General features: G+C 58.5%; 19 protein-coding genes, 1 tRNA gene and 1 pseudogene. 14 read left to right on the top strand and 7 right to left on the bottom strand.

The genetic code is table 11. The features are described from left to right. Positions 1-12: 12 nt before the first annotated feature. Genes acsF through B9Z45_RS13010 form a run of 5 tightly spaced genes read left to right on the top strand, consistent with a single transcriptional unit; the run spans position 13 to position 4,990 of the window. Positions 13-1,095, top strand: a complete 1,083-nt coding sequence (acsF, locus tag B9Z45_RS13030; RefSeq protein ID WP_108407655.1) for a magnesium-protoporphyrin IX monomethyl ester (oxidative) cyclase — start codon at positions 13-15, stop codon at positions 1,093-1,095. After that, a complete protein-coding gene (gene puhE, locus B9Z45_RS13025) occupies positions 1,089-1,874 on the top strand; it encodes a putative photosynthetic complex assembly protein PuhE (RefSeq protein ID WP_108407654.1) in 786 nt (261 codons plus the stop codon). The genes acsF and puhE overlap by 7 nt, the downstream gene beginning before the upstream one ends. 8 nt (positions 1,875-1,882) lie before the next feature. After that, entirely contained in the window at positions 1,883-3,442 is a 1,560-nt protein-coding gene (locus tag B9Z45_RS13020; protein WP_108407687.1) for a phytoene desaturase, read from the top strand. Next, on the top strand, positions 3,429-4,550 hold the full coding sequence (locus tag B9Z45_RS13015; RefSeq protein ID WP_108407653.1) for a phytoene/squalene synthase family protein: 1,122 nt from the start codon (positions 3,429-3,431) through the stop codon (positions 4,548-4,550). Before B9Z45_RS13020 ends, B9Z45_RS13015 begins: the two co-directional genes overlap by 14 nt. Then, complete coding sequence (locus B9Z45_RS13010) at positions 4,547-4,990, top strand: BLUF domain-containing protein (RefSeq protein WP_108407652.1); 444 nt, start codon at positions 4,547-4,549, stop codon at positions 4,988-4,990. The genes B9Z45_RS13015 and B9Z45_RS13010 overlap by 4 nt, the downstream gene beginning before the upstream one ends. Positions 4,991-5,273: 283 nt before the next feature. Here B9Z45_RS13010 and B9Z45_RS13005 read toward each other — a convergent pair whose 3' ends face one another. After that, complete coding sequence (locus tag B9Z45_RS13005) at positions 5,274-5,459, bottom strand: hypothetical protein (RefSeq protein ID WP_146180915.1); 186 nt, start codon at positions 5,457-5,459, stop codon at positions 5,274-5,276. Between the two features lie 62 nt (positions 5,460-5,521). Between B9Z45_RS13005 and B9Z45_RS17070 the strand changes: the two genes are divergently transcribed. From B9Z45_RS17070 to B9Z45_RS12995, 3 genes are read left to right on the top strand one after another with little or no spacing between them, the layout of a single operon-like run. After that, complete coding sequence (locus tag B9Z45_RS17070) at positions 5,522-5,665, top strand: hypothetical protein (RefSeq protein WP_158270429.1); 144 nt, start codon at positions 5,522-5,524, stop codon at positions 5,663-5,665. Positions 5,666-5,724: 59 nt separating this feature from the next. Then, positions 5,725-9,153 carry a site-specific DNA-methyltransferase gene (locus B9Z45_RS13000; RefSeq protein ID WP_108407650.1) on the top strand — a complete coding sequence of 1,143 codons (3,429 nt, stop codon included), beginning with the start codon at positions 5,725-5,727 and terminating at the stop codon, positions 9,151-9,153. An 11-nt stretch (positions 9,154-9,164) separates the two neighbouring features. Continuing rightward, a complete protein-coding gene (locus B9Z45_RS12995; RefSeq protein WP_108407649.1) occupies positions 9,165-11,969 on the top strand; it encodes a BPTD_3080 family restriction endonuclease in 2,805 nt (934 codons plus the stop codon). A gap of 325 nt (positions 11,970-12,294) precedes the next feature. Here the strand turns inward: B9Z45_RS12995 and B9Z45_RS12990 are convergent. The 3 genes from B9Z45_RS12990 to B9Z45_RS12980 form a co-directional block, all read right to left on the bottom strand. Next, positions 12,295-12,371: transfer RNA gene (locus B9Z45_RS12990), tRNA-Pro, on the bottom strand. A 34-nt stretch (positions 12,372-12,405) separates the two neighbouring features. Beyond that, complete coding sequence (locus B9Z45_RS12985; RefSeq protein ID WP_108407648.1) at positions 12,406-12,852, bottom strand: MerR family transcriptional regulator; 447 nt, start codon at positions 12,850-12,852, stop codon at positions 12,406-12,408. A gap of 124 nt (positions 12,853-12,976) precedes the next feature. Further along, positions 12,977-13,450 carry a BLUF domain-containing protein gene (locus tag B9Z45_RS12980; protein WP_233252196.1) on the bottom strand — a complete coding sequence of 158 codons (474 nt, stop codon included), beginning with the start codon at positions 13,448-13,450 and terminating at the stop codon, positions 12,977-12,979. Between the two features lie 238 nt (positions 13,451-13,688). Here B9Z45_RS12980 and B9Z45_RS12975 point away from each other — a divergent pair, with 238 nt between their 5' ends. Continuing rightward, complete coding sequence (locus B9Z45_RS12975; protein ID WP_158270428.1) at positions 13,689-14,216, top strand: heme-binding protein; 528 nt, start codon at positions 13,689-13,691, stop codon at positions 14,214-14,216. 67 nt (positions 14,217-14,283) lie between these two features. Here B9Z45_RS12975 and B9Z45_RS12970 read toward each other — a convergent pair whose 3' ends face one another. Genes B9Z45_RS12970 through B9Z45_RS12960 form a run of 3 tightly spaced genes read right to left on the bottom strand, consistent with a single transcriptional unit; the run spans position 14,284 to position 17,367 of the window. Beyond that, positions 14,284-15,063: an SDR family NAD(P)-dependent oxidoreductase gene (locus B9Z45_RS12970; RefSeq protein ID WP_108407685.1), complete on the bottom strand. Its 780-nt coding sequence runs from the start codon at positions 15,061-15,063 to the stop codon at positions 14,284-14,286. 5 nt (positions 15,064-15,068) lie between these two features. Then, complete coding sequence (locus B9Z45_RS12965) at positions 15,069-16,052, bottom strand: tripartite tricarboxylate transporter substrate binding protein (RefSeq protein WP_108407646.1); 984 nt, start codon at positions 16,050-16,052, stop codon at positions 15,069-15,071. 40 nt (positions 16,053-16,092) lie between these two features. After that, a complete protein-coding gene (locus tag B9Z45_RS12960; protein WP_108407645.1) occupies positions 16,093-17,367 on the bottom strand; it encodes a Rieske 2Fe-2S domain-containing protein in 1,275 nt (424 codons plus the stop codon). A gap of 164 nt (positions 17,368-17,531) precedes the next feature. On the opposite strand from B9Z45_RS12960, the gene B9Z45_RS12955 reads away from it, so the two are divergent. From B9Z45_RS12955 to B9Z45_RS12935, 5 genes and pseudogenes are all read left to right on the top strand, one after another. After that, complete coding sequence (locus tag B9Z45_RS12955; protein WP_233252195.1) at positions 17,532-18,287, top strand: IclR family transcriptional regulator; 756 nt, start codon at positions 17,532-17,534, stop codon at positions 18,285-18,287. 191 nt (positions 18,288-18,478) lie between these two features. Then, positions 18,479-19,459: a tripartite tricarboxylate transporter substrate binding protein gene (locus B9Z45_RS12950; protein WP_108407643.1), complete on the top strand. Its 981-nt coding sequence runs from the start codon at positions 18,479-18,481 to the stop codon at positions 19,457-19,459. After that, entirely contained in the window at positions 19,456-20,817 is a 1,362-nt protein-coding gene (locus tag B9Z45_RS12945; protein ID WP_158270427.1) for an MmgE/PrpD family protein, read from the top strand. Before B9Z45_RS12950 ends, B9Z45_RS12945 begins: the two co-directional genes overlap by 4 nt. Positions 20,818-20,850: 33 nt before the next feature. Continuing rightward, positions 20,851-21,650 (top strand): annotated as a pseudogene (locus B9Z45_RS12940) (SDR family oxidoreductase). 82 nt (positions 21,651-21,732) lie between these two features. Continuing rightward, entirely contained in the window at positions 21,733-21,942 is a 210-nt protein-coding gene (locus B9Z45_RS12935) for a hypothetical protein (RefSeq protein WP_108407641.1), read from the top strand. The last annotated feature ends 142 nt before the right edge of the window (positions 21,943-22,084 follow it).

Here is a 22,084-nt window from a genome sequence, read left to right as displayed (position 1 = left end):
CCGGAGAACACCATGAACGCCCCCGCTGTCAACACCATCGAAACCGCTGAAGACGCCAACAAGAAAGCCGTGCACAGCGACATGATCAGCCCGCGTTTTTACACCACCGACTTCGCCGAGATGGACCGCATCAACATCGAACCAGTGCGCGCCGAGTGGGACAAGATGATGGCCGAGTACGAGGGTGACAACAACCATGACCACTTCCAACGCGATGCGGCCTTTGCCGATGAAGTCGCGGCTGGCATGGCCTCGCTGTCGCCGGAGATGCGCCAGGAATTCATGGACTTTCTGGTCAGCTCGCTGACGTCAGAATTTTCGGGCTGTGTGCTTTACAACGAAATCCGCAAGAACGTCACCAACCCCGACATCAAACAGCTCATGACCTATCTGGCGCGTGACGAATCACGCCACGCGGGCTTTATCAACCTGTCCCTGCGCGACTTCAACCTGGGCATTGACCTGGGCAATCTCAAGCGCACCAAAAAATACACGTTCTTCAAGCCGAAATACATTTACTACGCGACCTACTTGTCCGAAAAAATTGGCTACGCGCGCTACATCACCATCTTCCGTCAACTGGAAAAGCACCCAGAAAAACGCTTCCACCCCATCTTTCGCTGGTTCGATTTGTGGTGCAACGACGAGTTCCGCCACGGCGAAGCCTTTGCCCTGATCATGCGCGCCAACCCGAAGCTGCTCACTGGGGTCAACAAGCTGTGGGTGCGCTTTTTCCTGCTGGCCGTGTATGCCACCATGTACGTGCGTGACCACACCCGCCCCATGCTGCACGAGGCCATGGGCCTTGATTCGAGCGAATACGACTACCAGGTGTTCCGCATCACCACCGAGATCACCAAACAGGTCTTTCCACTGGCCCTGGACACCGACAACCCGCAATTTCGCCGTGGGCTGGAGCGCCTGTTTGCATTGTCGCAAGCCATGGAAAAAGCCAAGGCTCGGGGCGGTGTGGTGGGCAAGCTTCAGCAAGGCGTGTGCGCCGTCAAGGCTGCCCTCACCTTTGCCCGCCTGTACTTCATGCCCGTGATTGAGCAAGACCTGTCACCCCTGGTCCGGATGGAACCTGCATGGTGACTGAAGTCATCTGGGCCTGCGTATTCACAGCTTTTTGCTGGTGGTTAGGCACGGGTGTGATCTTGTGGCTCGACCGCTTGCCCACGCGCAGCTTTCGCTTCAGTCTGGCGGGCTGGACCGTGTTGTTGGCCCTGAGTTTTGTGGGCGTCGCGCACAGCATGCGCGAAGTCAGCGTGTTCAATGCTTACCTCGCCTTTGGTAGCGTGATCGTGATGTGGGGCTGGCACGAACTGGCTTTTTTGACAGGCTGGATCACCGGCCCACGCAAAACTCCCCTCACACCCGGTGCCCAAGGCTGGGATCGCTTTGTTCAATCGGTGCAGGTCATGCTCTACCATGAGCTGGCCTTGCTGGCCAACTTTGCCCTGCTGTGGTGGATGCAAGAAGGCCAGTCCAGCCATGTGGCCATTTGCACCTATGCGCTGCTGTGGTTCATGCGCCTGTCGGCCAAATTGAATTTGTTTTTTGGCGTGCCGCAAAACGGCGCGCAATACCTGCCGGCTCACCTGAGTTATCTGGCCAGCTATTTCCGCACGCGCGACATGACGCTGTGGTTTGTGTTGTCCATGGGCGTGGCCATGGGCACCTGGTTCTGGCTGGTGTGGCTGGCCCAGCAAGGCGCTGTGGCCATCACCACCGGCTGGGTCATGTTGGCCACCCTGCTGGGGCTGGCGATTGTTGAACACATCATCATGGTTTTCCCCTGGCCACTGGAGCGGCTGTGGGGATGGGCCATGCGCCAGACAACGACCAAGCCGGCTTTGATCACCCCCCCCTGAAGGCCACCATGAACGCATACCGCACCGAAGGTTTTGGCACGCCGGGCCTGAAACAGCGCCCCCCCCTGAGCCCAGGCACGGCAACAGACAACCGACCCACGGCTGTCGTCATCGGGAGCGGCTTTGGCGGACTGGCTGCGGCCATTCGCCTAAGCGTCAAGGGCTATCAGGTCAAAGTGCTCGAGAAATTGGATGCACCTGGCGGGCGTGCTTATGTGCACTTACAAGACGGCTTCACATTCGATGCAGGCCCGACCATCATCACCGCCCCTTTTTTGCTGGAAGAGCTGTGGACGTTGTGCGGCAAGCGCTTTGCCGATGACGTGACACTGGTGGCGATGGACCCTTTTTACCGCGTGCGTTTTTCCGATGGCACCTGGTTTGACTACAACGGCGATGCCGAACACATGCGCGCAGAAGTGGCCCGATTCGAGCCGGCCGACCTGCCTGGCTATGAGCGATTTTTGCAAGATGCAGAACGCTGCAAGACGCTTGGCTTTGAAGGCATGGGCGACATGGCCTTCGACAAAATCACCGACTTGCTGGCGGCCATTCCGGACTTCATGCGCATGGGGGCCTGGCGCAGCCTGTACAGCCTGGTGGCCAAGCACATCCGCAATGAAAAGCTGCGCATCGTGATGAGCTTTCACCCCCTGCTGATTGGTGGCAACCCGTTTGCCGTGACCTGCGCCTACGCCCTCATCAATTCGCTGGAACGCACTTGGGGTGTGCACTCGGCCATGGGTGGCACAGGTGCCATCGTGCGTGGTCTGGTGGGTCTGCTGCAAGAGCGTGGCGTGCCCGTGCGCTGCAACGCGCCCGTGACCCAAATCCGCATTGAAAACGGCAAGGCTTGCGGCGTCGAACTCGACACCGGTGAGTTCATTGCTGCCGACATCGTGGTCAGCAACGCCGACACCGCCTGGACCTACAAAAATCTGGTGGCCCCCGAGCATCGCCGGGTCTGGACCGACCGCAAAATCAAAAATGGCCATTACTCCATGGGCCTGTTCGTCTGGTACTTCGGCACCTCACGCCAGTACAAGGATTTGCCGCACCACATGATGGTACTAGGGCCACGCTACAAAGGCCTGTTGCAAGACATCTTCAAGCGCCACAAACTGGCCGATGACTTCAGCCTGTACTTGCACCGCCCCACCGCCACCGACCCGTCTTTGGCCCCAGAAGGCTGCGACACTTTTTATGTGCTCTCGCCGGTGCCGCACCTGGACAGTGGCACCGACTGGGCCACACACGCCGAAACCTACCGTGCAGCGATTGCCGAAAGCCTGGAAGCCAGCGTGCTGCCGGGTCTGCGAGAAAGCATCGTGACTTCCAAGGTCACCACGCCGCAAGATTTTCATGACCGACTCTGGTCTTACAAAGGCGCAGGCTTTGGCCTGGAGCCCTTGCTACTGCAAAGCGCCTGGTTCCGCCCGCACAACCGAAGCGAAGATGTGCCCGGTTTGTACGTGGTCGGTGCCAGCACCCATCCGGGGGCAGGTGTTCCCGGCGTCCTCATGTCAGCCAAAGCATTGGAAACGGTGGTCCCCCATGTCCCAGCCTGAACGCAAGCCCTCGATCCGTGCGGTCCCCGACCTGCCCGCAGCGCCTGTCACGCAAGAGTTGAACTTCGACTCGCAAGACCTGCAGGCCTGCGTGGCCATGATGCAAGGCGGCTCCAAGACATTTTTTGCAGCCAGCCGCTTGCTGCCGCCCCGTGTGCGCACTGCGGCCATCGCGCTGTATGCTTTTTGTCGGGTGGCCGATGACCTGGTGGACGAAGCCCAGCCTGGCGACACACCCCTGGAAGTGCTGCAAGTGCGCCTGGACGCTATCTATGCCGGCACACCCCACGACCATGTGGAAGACCATGCCCTGAGCCTGGTCGTGCAGCAGTGCAAATTGCCACGCCATTTGCTGGATGCGCTCATCGAAGGCTTTGCCTGGGATGCCTCTGGCCGGACTTACGACAGCATCGAAGACCTGCACGCCTATGGCGCGCGCGTGGCGGGCAGTGTGGGGGCCATGATGAGCTGGATCATGGGGCCACAAAGCATGGACACCTTGTCCCGCGCCTGCGAGTTGGGCGTGGCCATGCAACTGACCAACATTGCCCGCGACGTGGGGCACGATGCCAGCATAGGCCGGCTCTATCTGCCACGGCGCTGGTTGATCGAAGCCGGTGTGCAACCAGACGCCTGGCTGGACAAGCCCACATTCACCCCCGCCATCGCGCAAGTGGTGAGCCGCCTGCTGGAAGAAGCAGACCGCCTTTACAAACAAGCGCATTCGGGCATTGCAGCCTTGCCACCCGATTGCCGCGCCGCCATTTGCGCCGCCAGCATGATCTACGCCGACATCGGCTACCAGCTGCGCCGCGAAGGCCTGGACTCGGTCAACAAGCGCACCGTGGTGAGCACCACGCGCAAGCTCATGCTGCTGGCCAGCGCCTGGACCCAGGTGCACTGGATTCGCGTGTCTGACCACAACCCACCACCGCTTGCGGCCATTGTGGGCCTGGTGGAAGGCTGCCAGGCGGCGACACAACAAACCGGCAACAAGGCGTATTTCCCAAACCGCGCCATGCCCCAGCGTGTGGCCTGGATGCTCAATTTGTTTGAACGCCGCGAAAACGAACGCCTCGACCGCAACAGCTTGCGACAAGCGTCATGAAGACACCCAGCCTCGGCATGACGGTGCGACTGCTTTATGTCAGTCGCTCGGCGGGCCCACAAACCACCACGGTCACCCGCTCCATCCTGGAGAAGGCCCAGGGGCACAACAACGCACAAGGCATTTCGGGTGTGTTGTGCCAGGGACAAGGTTTTTTCATTCAGGTGCTCGAAGGTGAGCGCAGCCGCGTCAACGCGCTCTTTCGCCGCATTGCAGCAGACCCGCGCCACAAGGATGTCGAACTGCTGCAGTACGAAGAAATCCAGACACGCCAATTCGGCAAATGGTCCATGGCTTTGGTCAACCTGTCGGTGGACGACCCCATGATCAGGCTCCAGCACCCCGAATACGACCCCTACTCTGCCTCGGGCACGCAGGTCATGCAGCTGTTGATGGATCTGCTGGAGACGGGCCAGCCCATCAACTTGACGGATGAATAGTTTTGCGTCGCACCCCCCACTGGCACCCTGACTCTTTTGCTTGGCGTCCTCTTCCCTTGGATCTTCAGGAACCCGCAGGTCTTGCATGTCAGTGACAACAATGATCTCAGGCGCATTGGCCCATCGGGCCTTGATACTGTCCACCACATCTTGCGCCGCCTCGGTGGTCATGCCTTTTAGGGGTTGGCTGCGGCTCAAGGATGGGTCTTGCTGGCGGCGATAGCCAGATAGGTTTTTTAGTTAGAATTTTCACTCGGTCGGTGTTCAAGTTAGGCAAGCGGGGTCACTGCAGCCCCGAACGCCCTAAAAGTTCACAGGCCTTTTTCATGTCCACGTAGGACACAGTGCCCCTGCGAATCTGCCCTTGAATGCGCCTGGACTCCATGACGGCCCCATTGAAGCTCATTGGTGCATAGGCATTGACCAGCATGCGCCCACCTCCACCATCGGGCTGTGGATCAAGAATCACCCGAACTGCTGTGCCATTCACAAGCTCAGGCGCAATAATTACCACCCTGCCAGGTTTCATTTTTGAATGGCGACGGCGGCAAACTCAAAGGCATGCATTGGAAGACCTACCAGCGGCTCAAAAGCCACCACGATGCGTGGGCGCAAGTCAGCTTGCATGACATTGGCCGCAAGCTGGGTTTCTTGCACAAGTTGCTGGAGGGGTGAATCTGTTTCGCAAAATGCTGGTGTACGCTCTACTCTAATAAAGAACTCAGGGGAACCCAATGGATGCAGCGCAGCACGCACAAACGCCAGAACAACTCAAAACGATTCTTTTCGCCTTGCTGCCAGACGACCACTCACCCGTAGGCAACATCACTCTGCTGGCGCAACTCTTGGCCACAGCCCTTGGTGCCGGGTTACAAGCCATTGGAGAAGACGACTTCAAAGCAGCCCGCGACGCACTCGTGGCCAGTGGGCAGGCGGTCAAGGGCAAGGGGCGTGGCGGATCATTGGCGCGCGCAACCGGTGCAATCCGCCCCGACTTTGCGCTCAAATCTGAAGAAGCCCCCTCCGCGATGACGATCGCAGCGGTTGAGAAAAAATCTACCATACCTGCCAAAACCGCCAAAACCAAAGCGGCTCCCAAAACAACAGCAGTTGGTGAGCCCCAAGTACTGGCATACCGCCACGACGACCGGCGCAAAAACAACCCCGAAGTGGGCCTGGTCAACGAGGCCAGCGACCCCGAGCAAGCCAAAACCCCCTGGGCCTACGACCCCCACCTGGACCCGGCCCTGCAATTCGACTCCGCCCGCGCCGGAACCGAGAAGCTGATTGAAGACGCCCTGGCTGGGGATGACCCCGGCGCCATGCGTCACGCCCTGGAAGAGCTGCGCCGCATGAGCGCGCCGTATTTGCAATGGACGGGCAAAGCGGAGCGCACTAGTTTTGAGGTGGACACGGTGAGTCTGCATGTGCACGAGCGCATTGATGCCATGAGCATCTTGAGCGCGGTGAGCAAGCGCCAAGGCGCTATGAAAAAAGGAGCTTCTACCTCAGGTAGTACGGGGGCTACAGGCCAAAATCATTCACAAGGCTTTCAGCCCGGCCTGTTTGAAGCCCCGTTCGAGAGCATGCCCCTGCGCGCGGCAGTGGACTTCTACAAACACGACCGGGGCTGGGCGAACCGGCTGGTGGCGGGCGACAGCCTGCTGGTCATGAACAGCTTGCTGCAAAAGGAAGGCATGGCTGGCCAGGTGCAGATGATCTACATCGACCCGCCCTATGGCATCAAGTACGGCAGCAACTTTCAGCCGTTCACCAACAAGCGCGATGTGAAAGACCGCAGCGATGCCGACCTGACCCAAGAGCCGGAAATGATCAAGGCGTTTCGGGATACGTGGGAGCTGGGCATTCACTCGTATTTGACATATCTGCGCGACCGGTTGCTGCTAGCGAAGGATTTGCTTAGTGAGACGGGTAGTGTGTTTGTGCAGATTTCGGATGAGAACTTGCACCATGTGCGGGAGCTGTGCGATGAGGTGTTTGGCGTTAACAACTGTCTCGCCACTATCGTCTTAGAAAAAACTTCGTCAGCTTCTGGCAATGAACTTGCAGGAATAACGGACTACCTCGTCTGGTATGGCAAAGACAAATCACGAACAAAGTTCAATGCAATATTCAGAAACAAAGTGCTTGGGGGCGACGGTGTTACGCAATACACGAACTTACGAGAACCTTCTGGGAAATTCGTTCGATTAACTGCGAGTGAACTGACCGGCACTGATTCGCTTCGACCAGGCAACGTATTTGCAGCAGACAACCTGACAAGCCAACGTCCCCCACAAGGTGGCGACGTGGTTGACTTCAAGTACGTGGGCAAGTCCTTTACGCCGGGCAAGGGTACTTTCAAGACCGAAGCAACAGGGCTACGCCGCCTCTCAATTTCAGGGAGATTGCGCCCGATAGGCGACAGCCTCATGTACGTTCGCTATCTCGATGACTTTGCGGTTTCCCCAATTGCGAATTATTGGGCTGACACCAAGATGACCGGATTCAGCGAAGACAAGGTCTATGTAGTCCAAACCGCATTGAAAGCAATCGAGCGGTGCATGCTCATGACCACCGACCCCGGCGACCTCGTACTCGACCCGACTTGCGGCAGCGGAACCACCGCCTACGTCGCCGAAAAATGGGGCCGCCGCTGGATTACCTGCGACACCTCGCGTGTGGCCATCACGCTGGCCAAGCAGCGGCTGATGACTGCCAGCTACGACTACTTTGCGCTGCGCTACCCGCACGAAGGGCTCAAGGGCGGTTTCATCTACAAAACCGTACCCCACGTCACCCTGAAAAGCATTGCCAACAACCCCGAGATAGATACCATTTACGAGCGACTGCACCCGGGCATTGACGTGGCGCTTGCCGGGTTGAATGCGGTATTGGCCGCCGTGGCAACTGCCGACGTAGACCTGATGGGTTATGAGTTCACGGTGATGGACGGCGCTCGCAAAGGCCAGAAGTTGGCGCTGGGCAAGAAGGGCGTCGCACTACTGGAATGGGAAGTACCGTTTGACTTCCCCGAGCGTTGGCCTGCGGACCGCAAGAAGCTGGATGCATTGAGTGGCCCGGTAGTGGAAGCCTTCGCTGCCTTCCACGCGGCGCGCCAGAGAATGCAGGCCGAGATGGACCGATCCATCGCTGCGCAGGCTGACAATGAGACTTTGTACGATCAGCCGGAGAAGACCAAGAACAAGCTGCGCATCACCGGTCCGTTCACCGTGGAGGCCGTTCCCTTTCCAACAGTGCTCTCATTACAGGAGCATGCTACGCACGTTCCACAGGGTCCGGAGGCCAATTTGGCTAGTAATTCTGCGTTGGCGGATATGTCGGTCGCCCGCAGCGGTAACACCAGCCGCCAGCACACCTGGCGCGATGAGTTGCTCAAAGCGGGTATTCGCGGCAAGGGTGGTCAGATGCTGAAATTTGCCGAGCTGGAAGTGCTGCCCGGCACCACCTGCCTGCACGCCAGCGGCCACCTGGACACGGGCGAGCGCGTTGTGATCAGCTTCGGCCCCGAACATGGCGCCCTCGAACAAAGACAGGTGGAGCACGCCTTGGGCGAAGCCGGTGACCTGTTCCCCAGGCCCAAGATGATTGTGTTTTGCGCCTTTGCCTTTGACCCCGAAGCGGCCAAAGACATTGATGCGCTTAAAGGCATCACCGCGCTCAAGGCGCAGATGAACACCGATTTGCTGACGGAAGACCTGAAGAAGGCCAGCTCCAAGTCCACCACCAACCAGAGCTTCTGGCTGATGGGCCAGCCCGATGTGCATTTGACTGCCCTGCCCGATGGCCTTTGGCAGGTGGAGGTGAATGGCTTTGACTATTTTGACACCGCCAAAGGCGAACTGGTGTCGGGTGGTAAGACCAAGATTGCGGCATGGAGCTTGGACACCGATTACGACGGGCGCAGCCTGTTCCCGCATCAGTTCTTCTTCCCGATGGCGGGCAAGGACGAAGGCTGGATGAAGTTGAAAAAGGACATTCGCGCCGAGTTGGACGAAGACTTGCTTAAGCACTTTGTCGGCACAGTGTCGCTGCCGTTTGAGGCGGGGGCCAATGCCACAGTGGCCATCAAAATTGTGGATGACCGGGGCATTGAGTCGCTCAAGGTGATGAAGCTGGTGGCTGCCACCGCTACGGTTTGAAGGGGCGCGCAATGGCAGCCCCTACCTCCCTCATCATCAATTCGGCCTTTGTTGAGCCGCAACAGCATTGGGCTGAGAACACCGACCGCACCCTGCGCCTGGAGCCTAAGCGCCGGGCTGCGGGCTACGAGATCATCGACACCCGTGAGAACACGCGCCGTCAGGTTTCTATTCCCCTTGTGGACGACATTCGCCAGCGCGTGGGCCAGTGGCGCGAGGCCGGTTGGCCGGGCGTCACTGCGGTGACGCTGGAACTGTTGACCCATTGGTGGGATGCAGACAAAGTGTCACGCCGCCAGTACCCGTTTTACTTTTGCCAGCTTGAGGCCATTGAAACCCTGATCTGGATGCTGGAGGCACAGCCCGAGTACCGCCAAGGTATCAACGTGCAAGGCGACGGTGGAGCGTTTGAGCGGCTGTGCAACAAGATGGCCACCGGCAGCGGCAAGACCACGGTGATGGCGATGATCATCACCTGGCAGGTGCTCAATGCGCTGACCTACCCCAAGTCGCCACGCAAGTATTCCAGCGCCGTCTTTCTGGTCGCACCGGGGCTGACGGTCAAATCCCGATTGCAAGTGCTGATGCCGGGCCACACCGACAACTACTACGACAGTTTTGAACTGTGCCCGTCGGAAGCCATGCGCCAGAAACTCAACCGAGCCGAGGTGCTGATCGAGAACTGGCACACGCTGATGCCGTTGAAGCAGCAAGAACGATCCGTGGTGAAGAAGGGTAAGGAAAGCGACGAAGCCTTTACCAAGCGGGTACTGGGCAAGCTGGCCACATACAAAGACCTGGTTGTGATCAATGACGAAGCACACCACGCCTACCGCACGCCCGCCGACATCAAGATCAGTAAGGCAGAAGCCGAGGCATTAGGTTTTGATGCAGATGAGGCTACCCGCTGGGTAGAGGGGCTGGACCGGCTGCACAAGACCCGGCGCATCACCCGTTGCTACGACTTGTCGGCCACGCCTTTTGCCCCGACTGGGCGTACCAACACTGAAGCCGGTTTGTTTAGCTGGGTAGTGTCTGACTTTGGTCTGAACGATGCCATTGAAGCTGGCTTGGTGAAGACACCGCGCGTAGTGGTGCGCGACGATGCCCTGCCCAACGCGCAAACCCTGCGCCCCAAGCTGTACCACCTGTACCGCGAGCCCGATGTAGCCGAAGACCTGAACCGCAAAGCCGAAGCCCATGAAGCCCTGCCCGCGCTAGTGCAGCAGGCGTATACCCTCCTGGGTGCCGACTGGCGCGCCACGGCAACCGAATGGGCTGCGCTGGGCCACTTGTCACCACCGGTGATGCTGACGGTGTGCAACCGTACCGAGACTGCGGCACGGGTTGAGCACTACTTTGCCAAGGGCCATGCGCAATGGCCCGAGCTACATGATGCGGCCCGCACCTTCCGGGTCGATTCCAAGGTTTTGGAAAAAGCTGAGCTGGGCGAAACCGCCAGTTCAGACAAGGACTACGAGCTGCGCTTGAAAGAGATCATGGAGGCCGCGCGCATTCCTGAAAGTCGCAAAGAAGCCCTGCGCGCCATGAAGAAAGAAGAGCTACTGCGCGAGCTGGTGGACACGGTGGGCAAGCGCGGACAGGCGGGGCAAGACCTGCAAAATGTAGTGTCGGTGGCCATGCTGTCCGAAGGCTGGGATGCCAAGAACGTCACCCACATCATGGGACTGCGCGCCTTTACCAGCCAGCTCTTGTGTGAGCAAGTGATTGGCCGGGGCCTGCGCCGCGTGGCCTATGACAAGGATGAAAACGGCTTGTACCTGCCTGAGTTCGTCAACGTGTTTGGTGTGCCTCTGTCCATTGCCATGCAGCCGGGAGACGGGGGCACCAGCCCGCCACCGCCCAAGCCCAGCACGCAGATTGAATCGCTACCTGCCCGCAATTTGTTCGAGATCAAATGGCCCAACATCTTGCGCGTGGACCAAGTGGTGCGTCCGCAACTGGTGGTGGAGTGGACCAAGGTGGGTGTGCTCAAGATCGACACGGCCACGGTAGCCCTGCATGCCGACATTGCGCCCGCTCTGGGTGGCGCTGCCGACTGGAGCCAGGTGGTGACGATTGACCTGGAAAAGCTGCCTGAAGAATTCCGCCTGCAACGGCTGGTGTTCAAGGCTGCGCAACGGGCGTTTGAGTTGTTGCAAGAGCAGTTCAAGGGCCAGCGGGAATACCTGCTATTCCAACTGGTGCGGTTGGTGGAAGAGTTTTTGGCGTCGAACAAGATCGACATTCCGTCGCTGTTCCACCAAGACCCGCTGCGCAAGCGGATTTTGTATTCGTTGCATATCGACCTGATCACGCAGCATTTGATGAAGTATGTGATCGAGCAAAACACGCTCAAGCTGGAGCCTGTGTTTGACGGTGAACGGCCCATTGGCAGCACCCGCGACATGCGCACTTGGTACACAACCCGTATTGCCGAGCCCACGCAACGCTGCCAGGTCAGCCACATCGTGGTCGATAGTGGCTGGGAGAAGTACGCTGCCAATGTGGTCGAGGCGCACCCCAAGGTGGCAGCCTGGGTCAAAAATGATCACCTGGGGTTTCACATTCTGTATTTGTGGAATGGGTCCAAACGCAAATACATTCCCGACTTTTTGGTGCGTTACGAGTCGGGCAAAACCCTGGTGCTGGAGATCAAGGGTGTGGATTCACCTCAAGACCAAGCCAAGCGTGCAGCGCTGGCGCAGTGGGTGGAGGCGGTCAATGCCCATGGTGGGTTTGGCACCTGGGCGTGGGATGTTGTGGTGGGGGATGCTGCTGGGATGCAGGATGTGGTGGACAGGCATGTTCAATAGGCGGCAGGGACTATCAGTTCAGTCTGACACCTGATGGTTTTTGATGTTTGAGCTAAAGCCCATATTCAAGCAGCGGTCGTTGCGGGTGCGACTGTCGCGCAGCCTACTTAACTGATCTGAGCGCTGATCTGCCCGTCCGCCCCCCCCATGAGGGCTACCCTGAAAGTTCAACGCTAACTTTGCCCTACTGATTTGGTGAAGGTAATTGAGTTGGATAGCCGCCAGCTTTTGCAGCAGTGGGGGCAATGGTGGGGGCAATTTGACAACCTGGAGCAACAAATAAGAAAGGACTTAGCCCCTTTCGAAGCTAAGTCCTTGATTCATATGGTCGGCGTGGCGGGATTCGAACTCGCGACCCCTTGCACCCCATGCAAGTGCGCTACCAGGCTGCGCTACACGCCGACAAGCTTCAAATTATACCCGTATAAAGTGCCGTTCAAATGGTGAGCAAGGCTCTGATGGCGACCAACTCTTTTTGCAGCGACGTGTCATGGCTGTTGTCGCTGGAAAAGTCGACATCGGCCAAGGCAAAAACCGAAAACTCGCCAGCATGTTCGTTGAGTGCCGTTGATTCGCCATCCAGACCGGATGGCTCGTTCAGGCCACGATTTAGCGACCTGTCTCCGTGCACCAATTCTTGCAATCTGTTGCGCGCACCGCTGATGGTGAAGCCCTGGTCGTACAGCAGGTCACGAATGCGCCGAATCATCAGAACCTCATGGTGCTGGTAATAGCGGCGATTACCGCGGCGCTTGACAGGCCGCAATTGGGTGAATTCCTGCTCCCAATAGCGCAAGACATGCGGCTTGACACCACACAACTCGCCCACTTCACCGATCGTGAAATAGCGTTTGGCTGGAATGGAAGGAAGCGGACTGTCCATGGGCGACAACGAGTTGCGTTGAAAACCTTGTAGCTTACTTCAACTAACCCAATGGCGTCCAGCGTCTTTGTCTTGAAGTTACACAGAAAGTGTCTTCCGCGCCGTGTTTCTTCAGCCCCAACGCTCAAGCAGCGCCCAACTCCCCGAGAGACCCCGCCTTGAGTTCATCGAGCAGTTGAGCCAGAACTTGTTTTTGTTTTGCATCGGTTGCTTCTTGCATGGCGTCTGCCAAAACATCCCGGATATCGGCGGCCTCCACCAACTCCATGTCCCAATCAGGGAACAACCTGTCGCGCACTTCATTTTCTTCACTGATCAGAACGACACTTGTATGGCGGGGGTCCGCGGTGATGATCTGCATCAGGCTGGTGATGTTGTCGCGTGGCCCCTCCAGCCATTGGAAAAATATGCCGCTGCCAAATACCAACAATCCGGTGATACCAAACCTGGGGTTGTGGTGCTTGGCTGTCGCAATGATCTTGGCGATCGCTGCCGCATCCATCCCGGGGGCTGCACGGCTGCAGTAAACAAGGTTATGAAGTGAAGGGCCAGAGTGGCCACGATAGCCTTCATCATTTTGCATAGTTTGTGTGTTCATCAGGGATGCTGCTGGATTGAAAAACCGGACTTCAGCCGTGGGCAAACCGGACTTTCGGGGTGGGAAACAAGCAGTGGGTTTATCCTACACTTAAACCCAAGGGCATGGCCTGGGCTTGCCTCCAAATCAAAGCTGGATTTACCAATGCCGGGGTGCTGGACTGCACTTTTTTGACCACCAACAGGATGCGAAGATGCGATGGATACTTTCACTTCTTATTTTTATTTGTGAGGCCGCCATGGCCATTGAAGAGCCCCGATACACGGTGATCGACTCAGCCCCGCCATTTGAGCGCCGGCTTTACTCGGCTTTCGTTGTGGCAGAGACGCAAATGGATGGCGACTTTGATGCGGCCAGTCGCAGTGGTTTCAGGCGCATTGCCTCTTATATTTTTGGCAATAACCTTCAAGCCGAAGTGGGTGAACAACGAAAAATTGCCATGACCGCCCCAGTGACCGTGGCCCCCATCGAACAAGGTTGGCGTGTTCATTTCGTGATGCCTTCTGCAGAAAGCCTGCAATCCTTGCCGCAACCTTTGAGCCCGCAAATTCAGCTGCGCAAGGTCCCAGAGCACGAGGTGGTTGCCGTGCGCTTCAGTGGCTGGACAACGCAGGCGACCATTCAGGCGCAAACCGATCAGCTGCGTTCTTGGGCGTTGGCCAAAAAATTGAAACTCAGCCCCCAAGTGCAGGTCGCGCGGTACGACGATCCGTTCACGCTGCCCTGGAACCGCAGAAATGAAATTCTGATCCAGATCGAACCCTGATCGGTTTCGACTGTGCACGCGACGCGCAGCCAAAGCGCGCGCCAAGCCTGCATGCCTGCGGTGTGATTCAAACGATGTGCAAGCCGCCGTCCACCACCAGGGTGCTGCCGGTGATGAAAGAGCCCTCTGAAGAAGCCATCCACAAAATGGGCCAAGCGATTTCTTCAGGACTCGCCCAGCGGCCCAGCAAGGAGCTGTCTTTGCGCTCGGTTTTGAGTTGCTCAACGCTTTTGCCGATTTTTTGGGCCCGGCCCACATGAAAGTCGGTCAAGGTTGAGCCGGGACACACCGCATTGACACGCACACCATGCACCGCTTCTTCACAGGCCAATGAACGGGTCAGCGCCAATTGCGCGGCTTTGGTGGCGTCGTACAAAGCCATGCCTTTGCGGCCTTTGACGGCATAGCAAGACGACACATTCACGATGCTGCCCTGGCCCTTGCTTCGCAGGTGCGGCAAAGCCGCGTGGCAATAGTGTGTGATGCCCACCAGGTTGACCCCCACAATGGCGTGCCATTCGTCAGCAGAGGCCTCAGCTGCGGGTGAATAGTTGCGCATGGCGGCGTTGTTGACCAAGATGTCCAGGCCACCAAACGCCTTGACACAATCGGACACCGCTTGCAGGGCCAAGTCACGGTCCGTGACATCCGCCTGGGTACAAAGTACCTGGGCGTGGGGCAGGTTTTGCACAATCGACTGGCGTGTTCGCTCAAGCCCCTGCGCATCGGCATCCACTAAAAACACCGAGGCGCCCTCCTGGCAAAAAATGTGTGCCGTGGCGGCACCGATGCCTGAGCCTCCCCCGGTGATCAAGGCCACTTTGCCTGGCAGACGCGATGGGCCCATACCGCTCATTCCGCCTTGGTGCCGGTGTCTTTGATCACTTTGCCCCAGCGCTTGATTTCGGAGCCGATCCAGTCCCGGAACTGGTTGGGTGTGGTGGCCACAATTTCAAACTCCATTTCCAGCAAGCGCTTGGTGATCTCGGGCGAGCGCACGATTTTCACGATCTCACGGTGGTAGCGATCGATGATGGGTGCAGGTGTGCCGCCCGCAGTGAGAAATCCGATCCATGAGGTGGCTTCAAAGTCGGGATAGCCCGACTCGCTGAGGGTGGGAATATCGGGTGTGCTGGCAAAACGCTTGAGGCCCGATGTGGCCAAAAGCTTGAGCCGGCCCTCTTTGGCAAATTGCTGCACATTGCCCGGCACAAAAAAAGCGGCCTGGATGTTTCCGCCAATCAAATCACTGACCGCAGGGCCTGCGCCACGGTAAGGAATGTGCGTGATGTGAAACCCTGCCGCCGACTTGAACATTTCCATGGTCAGGTGCGAAGCACTGCCCAAGGCCACCGAACCGTAAGAGTACTTGGCCGGATTGGCCTTGGTTTTTTCCACAAAATCCTTGACGCTGGTGATCCCCGATGCCGGATTGACGACCAGGTACTGCGGCGCCTTGACCATCAGGGTGATCGGGGCCAGATCCTTCACCGGGTCATAGGGCATCTTGTCAAACAGACTCACGTTGATGGCCAAAGGGCCGTTGTAGCCAATCAGCAAAGTGTGCCCATCGGGTGCGGCCTTGGCCACCATGTCGGCACCAATGTTCCCCCCCGCACCGGGTTTGTTTTCAACCACCACGGGCTGGCCCAAGACCTCTTGCAGTTTGGGCGCAATCAACCGGGCCAGCACATCGTTGGTGCTGCCCGTAATGGGCACGATGATGCGCACAGGCTTGGTCGGGGACCACTCTTGGGCCGATGCTTGCGTTGCAGCCAACAGGCCCAGACTGGCCAGAGCCAGGGCGGCCACCTGGCGGCGTTTGAAAGTTGTCATGTTGTCTCCTGTTGTCGTGAAGTAATGTGGTATCCGGGGGTTAAATCGAAAAAACCGGCTCGTCCAGGCCGTTGGCCAAATGCGTTTTTGCCCACACCAAGGGGTCGTCACCCTTGGGCAGCAAAACACCCGCAGGGCGCACGCGCTGCTCGCTTGCATCCAGGGCCGGCGGCTCGATGCCTTGCTCCAGTGCCACCGCTGCATCGTGCAACATGCGGCGCGCCATCACAATGGCACGGTCAGAGGGCAGCAGCATCTCGGCAGCATGGTCCTGGATGGCGCCCATGCTTTCTTGCAGCGAATAGTCCTGGGCCGAAAAACCAAAAACCCCGCTGTAGGCACGTTTTTCTTGTTGGGCCTTTCGGTCCATCAAGTAATCGTTGTCGCGGTTGGACTTGGGCACAAAACTGCCCGGCGCATCGTATTCGACATGAATGCCTTTGCCTGCAGCCATGGCTTCGTTTTCTTCAACGGTCAGGGCTTGTTTGGGTTGCCAGTTGATGCTCCAGGCCCAGCATTCGTGGTCATTGATCGGCACCCAAGCATGCCCGCCCAGCGCGTGGTGGCCAAACGGCGGGATCATGGTGAACCAGGGAAAAAGCCACTGCGTGATGCGCCAATAAAAACTGTCGGGTTCGCCCATGCGACGCCCAAACAAGGTCATGCCGAAGGAGGTCTTCTCGATCTCGAACACCACGTTGCCATCGGCCTTGATGTAGTCCAGCGCTTTCACGCCTTTGTGCATCGGATCGGTGTCCACCTCGTAGCGGTGCACAAACGAGACATGGCTGGTATCGATACCGCCTTCCATGGCTTGCAGGTAGTTGGAGTATTGCAACCTCTTGGACACGAACACATGGCTCGCAGGCAAGGTGCACCACTCCAACTCGGGCGGCTCGGGCATCTTGTCCGCAGGCCCCATGTAGGTCCAGACGATGCCGCCACGCTCCACACAAGGGTAGCCTTTGATGTGCCGGTTAGCACACGCTTGAGGGTTGGAAGGGACATCCACACACTGGCCGTCACCATCAAATTTGATGCCATGGTAGGCGCAGCGAATGCCGTTTTCTTCGTTACGCCCGAAGTAAAGCGACACGCCACGGTGTGAACAAAACTCGCTGATGATGCAGGCTTTGCCATCGGTGTTGCGAAAGGCCAGCAGCTTTTCGCCCATCAGCTCAACACGAACTTGCGGGCCGTCGGCTTGCTCGATTTCGCGGGTCATCAAGGCCGGCACCCAATAGCGCCGCATCAAGTTGCCCATGCGTGTGCCAGGACCTACCCGTGTCAGGGTTTCAGCCATGTCCTTGTTCATAAAAAACGTCTCCATTGCATCAGTGAATTCCAGAGCTCAGACCATGAGGGCTGAAGCTGTCTCATTAAAATCATAGTTAAGTCCACCAGGCGGACAACTTTATACACACAGTGAGGACAGGGTTTTGCATGTCAGCCCGCCTCCAAAGCCATGAAGGAAAACACTTGAACTTGAAATCCACCAGCGGCGATGGGGTTCGTGCGGTCGAGCGGGCCTTGGACATCCTGAAGGCCTTTACGGTGAACGACCATGAACTGAGCGCCGCCCAGTTGCTGCAACGGGTCAACTTGAGCCGGCCTACGCTTTACCGCTTGCTGCAAACTTTGGTGCAATCGGGGTTTGTGGTGTCCACGGGCGAGCCCCAAAAATTCAGGCTGGGGCCGGCCGTTGGACAACTCACGCACGTTTGGTCATCGGGTCAAAACATCGCGGCCCTTGGCCAACCCATGCTGCACCGGTTGTGGGAATCCACCCAGGAAACCGTGGCCCTGTTTGTGCCCCAGGGCAATATGCGGCTTTGCATTGCCGAAATGCCCAGCCCACAGGCACTGAGTTTCAAACGCGGCATGGGCTACCAGGAGCGCATTGTCCTGGGCGCCAGTGGTCAGGTCATTTTGGCGTATGCCAACACGTCCATTGAGGCCATAGAACGCTACGCCGAAGGCATGGCCCTGGACCCGATTCGCTTTGCACAAGAACTGCGGCAGATCCGGACACGCGGTTATGCCACCAGCAAAAACGCATTGATTGAAGGTGCTGTGGCCATTGCCGCACCATTTTTCGACAGCCATGGCCAGGTGGCAGGCTCCATTGCTGTTTTTGGGCCGGGGGCTCGCCTCAAAGAAGACAAGGTACGCCAGTTCAGTGCCATCTTGGTGAAAGAGGCAGCCGCACTGTCAAAGGCCTTGGGGCAGGTTTGAATTTCATAAAAAGCGGGCCCCAATCAAGCGGTGAAACATGCAGTGATGGCTGATGTTTTTTACTATTTATAAACGGCAGGTTTTGCGCACGCTGATGTGAGGGGTCAATCATCATTGGACTGTGTAGCAAGGCTGTGGAACAAGTAGACTGTGCTTGAACTTTTTTATCTCCTTTTTGAAAGGTCCTGAAGATGGCATCGAAACTGTCGGTATGCATGGCGGCAATGGCGCTGGTTTTTGGGGTGTTTTCGGCCTCGGCCCAGACAACTGGCGGCTACCCCAACCGCCCCATCAAACTGATCGTGACCGTGCCACCCGGCGGCGCAGCAGACTTTATTGCCCGCTTGCTGGCTGCCAAGTTGGCAACGTCCATGGGCCAGCCGGTGGTGGTCGAGAACAAAGCAGGCGCCAGTGGCTCTGTCGCAGCCGATTTCGTTGCCAAGTCAGCGCCCGACGGCTACACCCTGCTGCAAAGCTCCATCACCACGCATGGCATCGGCCCGCACCTGATGGCCAAATTGCCGTATGACCCGATGGCCTCTTTCACGCCGATCAGCATGCTGGCCAGTCTGCCCCTGATCATGACGGTCAACGCCGATCTCAAAACCAATACCCTCGCTGAGTTCATCGCCGTCGCCAAGGAGCGGCCGGGCAAGCTGGCCTTTGCCTCATCCGGCAATGGTGGCGCTCCGCACATGTCTGGCGAGTTGTTCAAGGCTGCGGCGTCGCTCGACATGATCCACGCCCCCTACCGAGGCAGTGGTCCGGCGGTCGCGGATCTCGTGGGTGGGCAGGTTCACGTGATGTTCGATGGCGCGCCCTCGCTGATGCAGCACATCAACACGGGCAAGATCAAGGCAGTGGCTGCCGCCAGCCCCCGGCGCAACCCGCTGCTGCCCAACGTTCCAACCTTCGCCGAACTCGGTTATCCAGCCGTCAACGTGGCGCTCTGGTACGGCCTGATGGCGCCGGCGGGCACCCCGACGGATGTGGTGGCGCGCCTGAACCGCGAAGTGAATCTGGCACTGCGCTCACCGGACATGCTGGAGCGTTTTGCGGCGCAGGGGACCGAGGCCATCGGGGGAACGCCAGAGCAGGCCACCGCCTTCATGCGCCAGGAACTTGATCGCTGGGGCCCGGTGGTCAAACGGGCTGGCATCGTCGCCAATTGACTGTTTCACCCTCCCCCACCCAGACCCTTGCCGAATGGGTGGTGGGTTCTCAGTGGCCTCAGATCTCCGAGGAAGCGAGAGCCGCTGCATCGCGTTCATGGCTCAACTGGCTGGGGTGCGCCATCGGGGGGGCGAATGATCCGGCCATGGACCGTCTGGTCTTGGCCCTTCAACCTCTTGCCGGCAACGGCACGGCCCCTTTGATCGGGCGACCCGGCCAGACGGACCCCGCAACAGCGGCCTTGCTGCATGCCTTCGCCTCCAACATCCTTGATTACGACGACACCCACTGGGCCACGGCTATTCACCCAGCCGGCCCTGTGGCATCGGCACTGGCGGCGTGGAGCAGCCAGGAAAGGGTCAGCGGCCAAGAAGTGATGCACGCCTTCCTGCTCGGGATGGAGGTGTCCTGCCGGATCGGCCTTGCCGTTTCACCGGGTCACTATGAGAAGGGCTGGCACATCAGCGGCACCTGCGGTGTATTTGGCGCAGCGGTTGCCGTTGGACGGCTGATGAAATTAAGTCCTCAGCAAATGACCTGGGCCTTGGGGCACGCCGCCACACAGTCTGCGGGTCTGGTAGCCAGCCTGGGCACCATGGCCAAGAGCCTGAACATCGCACACGCCGCCCGCAGCGGATTGGTGGCAGCACAACTTGCGCGTCACAGCATCACAGCCAATGAGCAGGCGCTGGAGACGCGCTTCGGATTCGCCCATGTCTTGGGTTCAGGTTCGCTGAACGATTCAGTGTGCGAGGGCTTGGGGAAGCATTGGGAAGCAGCGCGTAATACGTTCAAGCCCTACCCCTGTGGCTTTCTGTTGCACCCCGCATTGGATGCGTGCCTGGCGGCCCCTGATCGGTTATCGGTCTCGTCCGGCGCGATCGATCAGGTTGACCGGATCATTGTCTCGGTCAGCCCCTTGGCGCTTGTGCGAGCTGATCGACCCCACCCCACCGATGCGCTGGCATCCAAGCTCAGCACCCAACACGCCGTGGCCGTCGCTCTACTGTATGGCGATGCGGGGGTACAACGCTTTACCGATGCGGCGGTGTGCGACGATGGGGCACGCGCCCTGCGAGCAAAGACCGAGGTGGTCGCGGACGATCAATTCACCGCCGAGTGCGCCCGAGTTGAGCTGCGTTGGCGCGACGGGCGCAGCCAGGTGCGAGAAATCTGCCAACCCTTGGATCAGCCACCCTTAGCCATGAGCAATGCATCGCTGACGCGCAAGTTCCGCGAACTGGTGGCACATGGCGCACCCCACTGCAACGCCGACCACTTGCTTGCGACCCTGGACAGTTTTCTCTTTGCACCTGATGCCGCCGAGCTGCTCACCCTCACCCGGCCAAACGCCTAATCTTTTTCACACTTTTTAGCGAAACACTCCACCATGAATCTGAACCTGCAAAACCACCATGTCCTGATCACCGGCGGCAGCAAGGGCATTGGCCTGGCCTGGCCTGTGCCGCAGCCTTCCTGCAAGAGGGGGCGCATATGACACTGGTTGCTCGCAACCCCGAAACTCTGGAGGCTGCTCAGAAATCCTTGCGTGCCAGCGCTCCCACAGGCGGGCAGGTGCACACGGTGGTCGCCGACCTGACCGATCCTGTGGCAGCACAGTCGGCATTGGCGCAAGCCCAGGCCCTTGGCGGGCCGATCGATGTTCTGGTGAATTCCGCTGGCGCTTCCAAACGCACGCCGGCCGCAGAACTCACGCCACAGGCCTGGCACGATGCGATGCAATCGAAATTTTTCAGCTACATCCACATGATCGATCCAACCATCAAAACGATGGCTGCTCGCGGCAAAGGTGCGATCGTGAACGTGGTGGGCAATGGCGGCAAGGTGGCCAGCCCGATCCACCTGCCTGGCGGATCGGCCAACGCAGCCCTCATGTTGGCCACTGCGGGTCTGGCCAATGCCTACGCCAGCCAGGGTGTCCGGGTCAACGCGGTCAATCCGGGCAGCACCTACACCGAGCGCCTGGAAAAAGCCATTGCGGCCGATGCACGAAGCAACCAGATCTCACCCGAGACTGCATTGGCACGGATCACCGAAAAGCTGCCGCTGGGACGCATCGCACGGCCCGAGGAAGTGGCACAGGCCGTGGTATTTTTGGCATCCAGCCAGGCCAGCTACATCACGGGCGCCAACATCGCGATGGATGGTGCGCTGGTGCCCCTTATTTGAGGGAAAACTCCGGTTCAACGGTCTGATCACTCACTCATAACTTAAATAACATTTTGCAAGCTTGCAAGCCTAGAATCCACCTATGAGCAAAGAACAAGATTCCAAAATCGCCAAGGACGGGTTGCGCTACAAGTCCAAAGAAGGCGGATCTCCCTTCCAGGACTCGGCCAACATGTCATCGATCAGTTGCTACAAATGTGGGCTTCACAAACCGCGAGCCCTGGGGATATTCAGGCGATTGCTCAACCAGAGCATGTTCATGTGCGGTGAGTGCAAGCCCGCGAAAGCCTGATGCTAACAAATGGTTTGACCTTGCCCCCGAAAAACGTACTGCTTAGCTGATGGTTAAAAATCAGTTCAAGGAGAACGAAATGAGTGAAACGAGGAAACGGGCCAAGTACACGCTGGAATTCAAGATGGAGGCGGTCAGGCTG

This window comes from Limnohabitans sp. 2KL-17 (assembly GCF_003063415.1).
Classification (GTDB): domain Bacteria; phylum Pseudomonadota; class Gammaproteobacteria; order Burkholderiales; family Burkholderiaceae_C; genus Limnohabitans_A.
Note: the sequence above shows the minus strand (reverse complement) of the source record. Positions and strands in the feature narration are given on the sequence as shown.

Bases quoted from the DNA above. Each gene is read 5' to 3' on its own strand.
- B9Z45_RS13020 (WP_108407687.1), top strand. From the start codon at position 1,883: ATGAACGCATACCGCACCGAAGGTTTTGGCACGCCGGGCCTGAAACAG.
- B9Z45_RS12965 (WP_108407646.1), bottom strand. From the start codon at position 16,052: ATGACAACTTTCAAACGCCGCCAGGTGGCCGCCCTGGCTCTGGCCAGT.
- B9Z45_RS12950 (WP_108407643.1), top strand. From the start codon at position 18,479: ATGGCATCGAAACTGTCGGTATGCATGGCGGCAATGGCGCTGGTTTTT.
- B9Z45_RS13010 (WP_108407652.1), top strand. From the start codon at position 4,547: ATGAAGACACCCAGCCTCGGCATGACGGTGCGACTGCTTTATGTCAGT.
- B9Z45_RS12980 (WP_233252196.1), bottom strand. From the start codon at position 13,450: ATGAACACACAAACTATGCAAAATGATGAAGGCTATCGTGGCCACTCT.
- puhE (WP_108407654.1), top strand. From the start codon at position 1,089: ATGGTGACTGAAGTCATCTGGGCCTGCGTATTCACAGCTTTTTGCTGG.
- B9Z45_RS12935 (WP_108407641.1), top strand. From the start codon at position 21,733: ATGAGCAAAGAACAAGATTCCAAAATCGCCAAGGACGGGTTGCGCTAC.
- B9Z45_RS13000 (WP_108407650.1), top strand. From the start codon at position 5,725: ATGGATGCAGCGCAGCACGCACAAACGCCAGAACAACTCAAAACGATT.
- B9Z45_RS12975 (WP_158270428.1), top strand. From the start codon at position 13,689: ATGGCCATTGAAGAGCCCCGATACACGGTGATCGACTCAGCCCCGCCA.
- acsF (WP_108407655.1), top strand. From the start codon at position 13: ATGAACGCCCCCGCTGTCAACACCATCGAAACCGCTGAAGACGCCAAC.
- B9Z45_RS12970 (WP_108407685.1), bottom strand. From the start codon at position 15,063: ATGGGCCCATCGCGTCTGCCAGGCAAAGTGGCCTTGATCACCGGGGGA.
- B9Z45_RS12985 (WP_108407648.1), bottom strand. From the start codon at position 12,852: ATGGACAGTCCGCTTCCTTCCATTCCAGCCAAACGCTATTTCACGATC.
- B9Z45_RS12960 (WP_108407645.1), bottom strand. From the start codon at position 17,367: ATGAACAAGGACATGGCTGAAACCCTGACACGGGTAGGTCCTGGCACA.
- B9Z45_RS13015 (WP_108407653.1), top strand. From the start codon at position 3,429: ATGTCCCAGCCTGAACGCAAGCCCTCGATCCGTGCGGTCCCCGACCTG.
- B9Z45_RS12995 (WP_108407649.1), top strand. From the start codon at position 9,165: ATGGCAGCCCCTACCTCCCTCATCATCAATTCGGCCTTTGTTGAGCCG.